The 10,445-nt window shown below is 71.8% G+C and carries 7 protein-coding genes; 4 read left to right on the top strand and 3 right to left on the bottom strand.

All coding sequences use genetic code 11. From position 1 onward, the window contains the following. The first annotated feature begins 15 nt into the window (after positions 1 to 15). Positions 16 to 1,512, top strand: a complete 1,497-nt coding sequence (locus tag AB0F15_RS26850) for an aldehyde dehydrogenase family protein (RefSeq protein ID WP_360275712.1) — start codon at positions 16 to 18, stop codon at positions 1,510 to 1,512. Positions 1,513 to 1,601: 89 nt separating this feature from the next. On the opposite strand, the gene AB0F15_RS26855 is transcribed toward AB0F15_RS26850, so the two are convergent. After that, positions 1,602 to 3,170, bottom strand: coding sequence for a GMC family oxidoreductase N-terminal domain-containing protein (locus AB0F15_RS26855; protein WP_360275714.1), 1,569 nt, complete (start codon positions 3,168 to 3,170; stop codon positions 1,602 to 1,604). A gap of 155 nt (positions 3,171 to 3,325) precedes the next feature. On the opposite strand from AB0F15_RS26855, the gene purS reads away from it, so the two are divergent. After that, entirely contained in the window at positions 3,326 to 3,565 is a 240-nt protein-coding gene (purS, locus tag AB0F15_RS26860; RefSeq protein WP_013230759.1) for a phosphoribosylformylglycinamidine synthase subunit PurS, read from the top strand. Then, positions 3,562 to 4,239: a phosphoribosylformylglycinamidine synthase subunit PurQ gene (gene purQ / locus AB0F15_RS26865; RefSeq protein ID WP_360275718.1), complete on the top strand. Its 678-nt coding sequence runs from the start codon at positions 3,562 to 3,564 to the stop codon at positions 4,237 to 4,239. The genes purS and purQ overlap by 4 nt, the downstream gene beginning before the upstream one ends. A gap of 87 nt (positions 4,240 to 4,326) precedes the next feature. Here purQ and AB0F15_RS26870 read toward each other — a convergent pair whose 3' ends face one another. Further along, positions 4,327 to 6,072, bottom strand: a complete 1,746-nt coding sequence (locus AB0F15_RS26870; protein WP_360275720.1) for an ABC transporter ATP-binding protein — start codon at positions 6,070 to 6,072, stop codon at positions 4,327 to 4,329. Then, positions 6,069 to 7,703 (bottom strand): ABC transporter ATP-binding protein, encoded by a 1,635-nt coding sequence (locus tag AB0F15_RS26875; RefSeq protein ID WP_360275723.1) that lies wholly within the window; start codon positions 7,701 to 7,703, stop codon positions 6,069 to 6,071. Before AB0F15_RS26875 ends, AB0F15_RS26870 begins: the two co-directional genes overlap by 4 nt. 269 nt (positions 7,704 to 7,972) lie before the next feature. On the opposite strand from AB0F15_RS26875, the gene purL reads away from it, so the two are divergent. Next, complete coding sequence (purL, locus tag AB0F15_RS26880; RefSeq protein WP_360275742.1) at positions 7,973 to 10,255, top strand: phosphoribosylformylglycinamidine synthase subunit PurL; 2,283 nt, start codon at positions 7,973 to 7,975, stop codon at positions 10,253 to 10,255. The last annotated feature ends 190 nt before the right edge of the window (positions 10,256 to 10,445 follow it).

A 10,445-nucleotide genomic window follows, 5' to 3' on the forward strand; every position in this document is an offset into this window, starting at 1 on the left:
CCACGGGAGACGCCGATGACTGCCGTCCAGCCGAAGCCGACGTCGGTCGGCGAGACCTTCGACTCGCTCAGCCCGGCGACCGACGAGGTGGTCGGAACCTACCCCGTGCACGGCCCCGAGGACGTGCAGGCCGCCGTCGCGCGGGCGCGTGTCGCGGCGGAGTGGTGGGCGGGCCTCGGCTTCGCCGGGCGCGCCGAGCGGCTCAAGAGCTGGAAGGGCGTGCTCACGCGGCGGCTGCCGCAGCTGTGCCAGGTGGTCCGCGACGAGACCGGCAAGCCGATCGCCGACGCGCAGCTCGAGAGCATCCTGGCCATCGAGCACATCGCCTGGGCGGGCAAGCACGCGAAGAAGATCCTCGGCAAGCAGAAGCGCTCGGCCGGGCTGCTGATGTCGAACCAGGCGGCGACCGTCGAGTACCAGCCGCTGGGCGTGGTGGGCGTGATCGGCCCGTGGAACTACCCGGTCTTCACACCGCTCGGTTCGATCGCGTACGCGCTCGCGGCGGGCAACGCCGTGGTGTTCAAGCCGAGCGAGTACACCCCCGGCGTCGGGAAGTGGCTGGTCGACGCGTTCGCCGAGGTCGTGCCGGAGCAGCCGGTGCTGCAGCTGGTCACGGGCTTCGGCGAGACGGGCGCGGCGCTGGTCGGCGCGGGCGTCGACAAGATCGCCTTCACCGGCTCGACGGCCACCGGCAAGCGGATCATGGCCGCGGCCGCCCAGACGCTCACCCCGGTGGTCATCGAGGCGGGCGGCAAGGACCCGGTGCTCGTCGACGCGGACGCCGACCTCGACGCCGCCGCGGACGCGACGGTGTGGGGCGCGTTCTCCAACTCCGGCCAGACCTGCATCGGCGTCGAGCGGGTGTACGTCCACGAGAAGGTCCACGACGAGTTCGTCGCGAAGGTCGTCGAGAAGTCGAAGGACGTGCGCGCGGGCTCGGACGAAGCCGCCCAGTACGGCCCGGTGACGATGCCGTCCCAGCTGGGCGTCATCAAGCGCCACATCCAGGACGCGCTGGCCCGCGGCGGCAAGGCGGTCCTCGGCGGCGAGGACGCGGTCGGCGACCGGTACGCGCAGCCGACGGTGCTCGTGGACGTCCCGGAGGACTCCGAGGCCGTCACGGAGGAGACGTTCGGCCCGACGGTGACGATCGCCAAGGTCCGCGACATGGACGAAGCCGTCGAGAAGGCGAACAGCACGAAGTACGGCCTGGGCTCGACGGTCTTCTCGAAGGCGCGCGGCGTGGAGCTGGCCGAGAAGCTGCGCACGGGCATGACGGCGATCAACGCACCGCTGTCGTTCGCCGGTATCGCCTCGCTGCCGTTCGGCGGCGTCGGCGATTCCGGTTTCGGCCGCATCCACGGCCCGGAGGGCCTGCGCGAGTTCGCCCGCACGAAGGCGATCGCCCGCCAGCGGTTCACGGCCCCGTTGACGCTGACGTCGTTCACCCGCAAGGAATCGACGGACGCCCTGGTGGCCAAGCTGGTGACCATCCTCCACGGCAAGCGTTGAGCGGTCCGGGGCTGTGGACAACCCCGTCCGCAGCCCCGGAACTGTCGGTGCGCACCGCTAAACTGGATACCGGGGGCCGCGGCCCGCCCTCACCGCCCGCGAATCAGGTCCGCCGCCTTCTCCGCCACCATGATCGTCGGCGCGTTGGTGTTCCCCCGCGGCACCACCGGCATCACGGACGCGTCCACCACCCGCAGCCCCTCCACACCCTGCACCCGCAGCTGCGGATCGACCACCGTGCCGATCGCGCACGTCCCGACCGGGTGGTACAGCGTCTGCGTGTTCTCCCGGATGTGCTCGGCCAGCTCGGCGTCGCTCAGGTCGTGGCGCGACGGCAGGAACGGCTTGTCCAGGAACCGCCGCAGCGGCCCCGACTTCCCGATGTCGATCAGCGCACGCAGTCCCGCGATCATCGTCTCCATGTCGCGCGGCTCCGCGTAGTACGCCGGGTCGATTTCCGGCTTCCACAACGGGTTCGCGGACTTCAGCCGCAGCCGTCCGCGGCTCGCGACGTCCACCAGCGTCGCCGCCGACGTGAACCCCGGGACGGTCGGCTCGCGCATCCCGTTGTCGTAGAACAACGTCGGCGCCACGTGGATCTGCATGTCCGGTGCCGGCAGGCCGTCCGTGGTCGGGTAGAACGCGCCCGCTTCGCCGATGTTGGACGTCAGCGGCCCGCGCTTGGTCAGCTGGTAGCGGATCAGGCCGCGCGGCGTGGCCGCGTCGACCAGGTCGGTGGTGCCGCGCGTGGACCAGATGATCCCGCACGCCGGGTGGTCGTGCAGGTTCTCGCCGACGCCGGGCAGTGCGGCGACGACGTCGATGCCGTGCTCACGCAGGTGCTCGGCCGGGCCGACGCCGGAAACCATCAGCAGCTGCGGCGAGTTGACCGCGCCACCACTGAGGATCACCTCGGCCGCCGCGTGCGCGGTGCGCTCGACCCCGTTGTCCAAATAGGACACGCCGGCCGCGCGAGTGCCCTCGAAGACCACCCGGGTGGCCGGCGCGCAGGTCTTCACCGTGAGGTTCGGCCGCTCGAGCGCCGGGCGCAGGTACGCGTCGGCGGTGGACCACCGGCGGCCCTTCTTGCAGGTCACCTGGTAGACGCCGGCGCCTTCCTGGCTCTCGCCGTTGAAGTCGTCCGTGCGCTTCAGTCCCCACGCGACGGCCGAGTCGACCCAGGCGTGCGACAGCTCGTGGGTGAACCGGCGGTCTTCGACGTGCAGCGGGCCGTCGGTGCCGTGCAGCGGGCCACCGAGCCGCTGGTTGCCCTCGGCGCGCTTGAAGTACGGCAGGACGTCGTCCCAGCCCCAGCCTTCGGCGCCGTGGGAATCGCGCCAGCCGTCGTAGTCGGCGCGGTTGCCGCGGATGTAGATCATCGCGTTGATCGAGGAGCAGCCGCCGAGCATCTTCCCGCGCGGCCAGTACGCCGTCTTGCCGGTGTGCTTCTGCTCGACCGTCTCGTAGTTCCAGTCCCACTTGGTCTTGAACAGCGACGCGAACGCGGCCGGGATGTGGATCTCGTCCGCGGTGTCCTCCGCGCCCGCTTCGAGGAGCAGGACCTGGGCCGACGGGTCTTCGGTCAGCCGGTTCGCCAGCACGCAGCCCGCGCTCCCGGCGCCGACGATGACGTAGTCGTAGGAGTCTTGGACGGCCACGGTGCCTCCTGTTGGCGAGATGTCAACGACTCATCATGGCGCAGCGCCGCGCCGTCGGCCAGTCTAGGTTTTCCGGTGGGCCCCGCCAGGGGTGCGAGAGGGTGAACTATGCTCGCGGGGTACCCACGACCTGCGTGAATAAGGAGCAGCCTGCCGTGGCCCGAGTCGTCGTCGACGTCATGCCGAAGCCCGAAATCCTCGACCCGCAGGGACAGGCCGCGCTCGGCGCCGCCGGCCGCCTCGGCTTTACCGGGATCACCGAGATCCGCCAGGGCAAGCACTTCGAGATCGAGGTCGACGACACGGTCGACGACGCGACGCTGGAGAAGATCGCCGAAGGCTTCCTCGCGAACCCGGTCATCGAGCAGTGGACCATCACGCGGGTGGACGCGTGAGCGCGCGCATCGGCGTCATCACCTTCCCGGGCACGCTGGACGACGGTGACGCGGCCCGCGCGGTCCGCTACGCCGGTGGCGAGGCCGTGCCGCTGTGGCACGCCGACGAGGACCTGCGTGAGGTCGACGCCGTCGTCGTCCCGGGCGGCTTTTCCTACGGCGACTACCTGCGCGCGGGCGTGATCGCCCGGTTCGCGCCGGTCATGACGCCGGTGATCGAGGCGGCCCGCGCGGGGATGCCGGTGCTCGGCATCTGCAACGGCTTCCAGATCCTGTGCGAGGCCGGCCTGCTGCCCGGCGCGATGATCCGCAACCAGGGCCTGCACTTCATCTGCCGCGACCAGTGGCTCCGGGTGGAGAACACCGACACGGCGTGGACCTCCCGGTACGAGACCGGTGCGGAGATCCTCATCCCGATGAAGAACATCGACGGCTGCTACGTCGCCGAGCAGTCCACTTTGGACGAACTCGAGGGCGAGGGCCACGTGGTGTTCCGCTACGTGGGCGGCAACCCGAACGGCTCCCGCAACGACATCGCGGGGATCCGCAGCGAGAACGGCCGGGTGGTCGGCCTGATGCCGCACCCGGAGCACGCGATCGACGCGCTCACCGGCCCGTCGGACGACGGCCTCGGCATGTTCTTCAGCGCGGTGGACGCGCTCGTGAAGGCCTGAGGGCGGGCCTCGCCCCCCGGTAGTCAGTTTATCGCGGGCCACCGACAGTTCCGGGGCTGTGGACCTGAGTTGTCCACAGCCCCGGACTCAGCTCGCCGCCGCCACCAGCCGGGCGTATGAACCGCCCGCCGACAGCAGTTCCTGGTGCGGCCCCAGCTCCGTGATGCGGCCGCCCTCGACCACCGCGATCCGGTCGGCCGCCGCGGCCGTGTGCAGCCGGTGCGCGATCGCGATCACCGTGCGGCCGGCCAGCACGCTGCTCAGCGACCGCTCGAGGTCCCGGGCCGAGCCCGTGTCCAGCAGTGACGTCGCCTCGTCGAGCACCAGCGTGTGCGGGTCGGCCAGCACCACCCGGGCCAGCGCCAGCTGCTGCGCGATCGCCGCCGGGACCGGGTGCTCGCCCGACCCCAGCTTCGTGTCGAGCCCGTCGGGCAGCGTCGCGACCCAGTCCGACGCGCCCGCCGACGCGAGCGCCGCCGTCAGCTCGTCGTCCGTCCAGTCGCCACCCGCCCGGCGGGCCGGCAGCGCCAGGTTCTGCCGCAGCGTCCCGGAGAACACGTGGTGCTCCTGGGTCAGCAGCAGCACCTCGCCGCGCAGCACGTCGTCGGCCAGCCCCGAGACGTCCTGGCCACCGATCCGCACCGAGCCCGACGACGGCGCCGCGATGCCGGCCAGCAGCCTGCCGAGGGTCGATTTGCCCGCGCCGGACGGCCCGACGATCGCCAGCCGCTCGCCGCGCGGCACCCGCAGGTCGATGCCGTGCAGCACCTCGCGGTCGGCGGTGTAGCTGAACCGGACGTCGTGGACGTCGATGTCCCGCCCGCGCGGCACCTCGGTGACCTTCTGCGCGCCCTCGACCGCAACCGATCGGATGCCGAGGATCCGGCGCGCCGCGGCCGCCGCGACCTGCAGGTCCTCCAGCCAGAACAGTGCCTCGTTGAGCGGCGCCGCCAGCGCCTGCATGTACAGCAGCATCGTGGTGATCTCGCCGAGCCCGGCCCAGCCGCGCGTGTACGCGAACAGCCCGAGCGGCAGCATGACCGCGAGCGGCAGCACGTAGCTGATCTCCAGCGACGGCAGCCAGCGCAGCTGCAGCGCCCGCATCCGGCGCTCACCGAGGATGCTCTCGTCGAGGGCGTGGTGCGCGGCGTCGATCCGCCGCTCGGTCAGCCCGAGCGCCTCGATCGTCCGCGCGCCCTCCGCGGTCTCGTGGACGCTGGTGGTCAGGTCGGCCCACCGGTCGAGCATCCACTGCATGGCCGACGGGATCCGCCGCTGGTACCAGACGTTCACCGGCACCAGCAGCGGCAGCGCGACCAGCAGGCCGAGCGCCAGCAGCGGCGACGTCAGCACCATCGTGACGACCGTGAACACGACGGTCACCACCGCGACCAGGATCTCCGGCGCCGCGAACCGCGCCGCGTGGTCGATCCGGCCGAGGTCGGTGGTGGCCCGGCTGAGCAGGTCGCCCGTCCCGGCCGCCTCGACCGTGCCGAGCGGCAGCTGCAGCGCCGTCCCGACGAACTCCTCGCGCGTCTCGGCCAGCACCAGCTCGCCGAACACCGCGCCGCGCATCCGCGCGATCTTCCGCGCCAGCGCCTGCAGCACGAGGATCGCGACGAACACCACCGCCACCACGTCGACGCGCCCGGTGGTGGTGCCGGCCGCGACGTCGTCGACCAGCGCGCCGAGCAACTGCGGGCCGGCCAGCCCGATCAGCGTGGCCACGGCCAGCGAGCCCAGCAGCAGGCCGAACTCGCGTTTGTGGACCGCGGCCGTCTTCAGCGCCCAGCGCCGGACGTCCCGCCGGGACGCCGTGGGGAGCCGTTTCATACCGTCACCACCTTCGCCGTGAAAACCTCGTCGGCCACATGTGTCCACAAGGGACTCTGGCTGAACACCACCGTCGTCTTGCCGCGCCGCAGCGCCGCGACGCGTTCGGTGATGCGTGCCTCTGTGTGCGCGTCGACCGCCGACGTCGGCTCGTCGAGCACCAGGACGTCGGCGTCGGTCGCCAGCGCGCGGGCCAGGTTCAGCCGTTGCCGCTGGCCGCCGGACACCTCGCGGCCGCGCTCGCCGATCACCTCGTCGACGCCGTCCGGTAGCGCGTCGACGATGTCGTCGGCGTCGGCTGCGGACAGGGCTGCCGTGATGCCGACGCCGCCCGGCCGCGCCGGTGCCAGCTGCTCACGCAGCACGCCCGAGAACCAGATGTCCTGGTTGTGCGCGTAGACGATCCGCCGCCGCAGCTCCGCGAGCGCGACGTGGTCCGCCCGGACCCCGCCGACCAGCACCTCTTCGCCCGCGGCCGGATCGGCGAACCGGGCCAGCCGGTCGGCGACCGCTTCACCGCCGGCGCCGAGGTCGACGACCGTCAGCTGACCGGCCGCCACCCGGATCCCGGACTCGGTGTCGACCAGCTCCAACGGGCCCTCGGGCAGCGGTACCGGCCGCTGCGGGTCCGCCAGCTTCGGGCGCAACGCCAGCAGCGTGACGACCTTCCGCGCGGCGACCAGGCCGGACGTGATCGAGCCGACCGCCTCCGTCGCCGCGGTGACCGGCCAGATCAGGAACGCCGAAACGCCGTAGAACGCCACCAGCTGCCCGATGCCGATCTCACCGGCCACGGCCAGCCGCGCACCCAGCCAGGTGATCACCACGGTGACCAGGCCGGGCAGCGCGATTTCCGCTGCGGCCAGCCACGCTTCGGCCTTGCCGACCTCGACGCCGGCCCGCCGCACCCGCTGGCTCGTCTCCCGGAAGCGGCCGAAGAACCGCCGCTCGCCGCCGATGCCGCGCAGGATCCGCAGCCCCGACACGATGTCCGCGCCGAGCGCGTTGACGTCTCCGCGCTTCTCGCGCTGCTTCGCCTTGCGCTTCTGCAGCGGCGCCAGCAGCGGCCCGATGCCCAGCACCGCGAGCGGCACCCCGACCAGCGCGACCACCCCGAGCAGGGGCGACGTCGAGATCAGCCACACCGCCACCACCACGAACGCCAGCAGCGAGCCGAAGGCCCGTCCGGTCATCTCGACGGTGTTGCCGATGTGGTTGATGTCCGTCGTGCTGATCGCGACGAGGTTCCCGGTGGTCGTCTGCTCGCGCAGGGCGGCGCCGACGCGCGTGGTGTGCGCCGAAACGGCGCGTTGCGACGAGCCCGCGCCGTGCAGCCACAGGCCGTAGTTGAGGAAGTGCAGCCACGTCCCGGACAGCGTCTGCACGACGCCGAGCGCGGCCGCGGCCAGCGCCCAGCGCCCGACGGCGGCACCGTCGTGCGCGCCGACGGCGCCGATGCCCTGGCCGATCACCAGTGGCACGAGCGCGCCCGGCAGCGCCCAGACGACACCGATCGCGGCAGCGCCGAGCACCGTGCCCAGACGGGCCCGGAACACGGCGAGCAGGAAGCGGCTCGCGGTCGGCCGTGCGGGCAGCCGCAGCGGCGGAAAGGGATACGTGGCGGAAAGCACGATTCTCGACGTTAAGCCGAGGACCAGCGAAAGGCGACCGATTTTCCGGCGCCTGCCCCTTGGGGACCCCCGGTTTCAACGTTACTCGCGGGGACCGACAGTTCCGGACCCGCGCGCCCGGGTTGTCCACAGGGAGCGCCCCATCGGCCACGCTCGATGTCGCCTCGCTCACACCGCGCCCGGCCCGGCCGATTTCGGCGGCCCGCCGTCGGGGCCACCACCGGGCGGCACGTATCCTGACGGCCGTGGCGAACCCTGACACGGACACCGTGACCAGCACCGTTGACACCACCGAGCGCGCCGGGGCGACCCCGGACCACACCCAGCCGTATCGCGAGCTCGGGCTCGCCGACGACGAGTACGCCCGCATCCGGGAGATCCTCGGCCGCCGGCCCACCGACGCCGAGCTGGCGATGTACTCGGTGATGTGGAGCGAGCACTGCTCGTACAAGTCGTCGAAGAAGCACCTGCGGTACTTCGGGGACACCGCCACCGACGAGATGAAGGCCAAGATGCTGGCCGGCATCGGGGAGAACGCGGGCGTCGTCGACATCGGCGAGGGCTGGGCGGTCACCTTCAAGGTGGAGAGCCACAACCACCCGTCCTATGTGGAGCCGTACCAGGGCGCCGCGACCGGCGTCGGCGGCATCGTCCGCGACATCATGGCGATGGGTGCGCGGCCGCTCGCGGTCGCCGACGCGCTGCGCTTCGGCCCGGCCGACGCCCCCGACACCAAGCGCGTGCTGCCCGGCGTCGTCGCCGGCGTCGGTGGCTACGGCAACTGCCTCGGCCTGCCGAACATCGGCGGCGAGCTCGTCTTCGACCCGTCCTACGCCGGCAACCCGCTGGTGAACGCCCTGTGCGTCGGCGCGATGCGCGTCGAGGACCTGCACCTGGCGTTCGCGTCCGGCACCGGCAACAAGATCATCCTGTTCGGCGCCCGCACCGGGCTCGACGGCATCGGCGGCGTTTCCGTCCTGGCGAGTGACACCTTTTCGGGTGACGAGTCGTCGGGTGGGCGCAAGAAGCTGCCGAGCGTCCAGGTGGGCGACCCGTTCACCGAGAAGGTGCTCATCGAGTGCTGCCTCGAGCTGTTCGCGCAGAAGCTGGTCGTCGGCATCCAGGACCTCGGCGGCGCCGGCCTGTCCTGCGCGACGTCCGAGCTGGCCGCGGCGGGCGACGGCGGCATGCACATCTACCTCGACCGGGTTCCGTTGCGCGCCACCGGGATGACGCCGGCGGAGGTGCTCTCCAGCGAGTCGCAGGAGCGCATGTGCGCGGTCGTCTCGCCGGAGAACGTCGAGGCGTTCATGGCGGTCTGCCGCAAGTGGGACGTCATCGCGACCGACATCGGCGAGGTCACCGACGGCGAGCACCTGGTGATCACCTGGCACGACGAGGTCGTCGTCGACGTCCCGGCGCACACGGTCGCCCACCAGGGCCCGGTGTACGACCGGCCGATCGAGCGTCCGTCCTTTCAGGACGCGCTGATCGCGGACACGTCGGCGAAGCTGCCGCGTCCGTCCACTCCGGACGAACTGCGCGCGGACGTGCTGCGGCTCATTTCCGCGCCCAACCAGGCGTCGAAGGAATGGGTGACGTCGCAGTACGACCGGTACGTGCGCGGCAATTCCGTGCTTTCGCAGCCGTCGGACTCGGGCATGATCCGGATCGACGAGTCGACCGGCCGCGGCGTCTCGGTGGCGACGGACTGCAACAGCAAGTTCGTCTACCTCGACCCGTACCGCGGCGCGCAGCTGGCGCTGGCGGAGGCGTACCGCAACGTGGCGACGGGCGGCGCGACGCCGGTGGCGGTGTCGGACTGCCTGAACTTCGGCGCGCCGACCGACCCGGGTGTGATGTGGCAGTTCGAGCAGGCGGTGCACGGACTGGCGGACGGCTGCGTCGAGCTCGGCATCCCGGTCACCGGCGGCAACGTGAGCTTCTTCAACCAGACGGGTTCGACGGCGATCCTGCCGACACCGGTGATCGGCGTCCTCGGCGTGATCGACGACGTCACCCGCCGCATCCCGACCGGCGTCGGCGCGGAGGCGGGCGAGACACTGCTGCTGCTGGGCGAGACGCACGACGAGCTGGACGGTTCGGCCTGGGCCCGCGAGCTGCACGGCCACCTCGGCGGCGTGCCCCCGCGCGTGGACCTCGCCCGCGAAAAGCTGCTGGGCGAGATCCTGGTGGCGGGTTCCCGCGACGGCATGATCTCGGCGGCCCACGACCTGTCCGATGGTGGCCTGATCCAGACGCTGGTCGAGACGGTCCTCATCGGACAGTGCGGGGCCCGGGTGTTCCTCGACGCCGGCCAGGACCCATTCGTCCAGCTGTTCTCCGAGTCGGCGGGCCGGGTCCTGGTCGCGGTCCCGCGCACGGAGGAGCTGAGGTTCACCGAGATGTGCACGGCCCGCGGCCTCCCGTGGCGCAAGACGGGTGTCGTGGACCCGGAGTCGGGCACGCTGGAGCTGCAGGACATCACGGAATTCACGCTCGACGAGCTGCGCGAGGCGTGGGAGCGCACGCTCCCGGCCCTGTTCGACTGACCCGCACCCCCGACCTGTCCACAGCCTGGCCCGGTTGTGGACAGGTCGGGGGATCCGCGGCGGTTTCCGGGGAGGGCACCCGATCCGGGGAGGCCTTCTTTCAGGTCGCGTCCGGCCAACTGACCGCCCACCGCGGCCAACTCACCGGGACTGCGGTTCCGCCGCCACGAAGATCGCCGTCTCCGGCGTG

Source organism: Amycolatopsis sp. NPDC026612, assembly GCF_040638285.1.
GTDB lineage: Bacteria > Actinomycetota > Actinomycetes > Mycobacteriales > Pseudonocardiaceae > Amycolatopsis.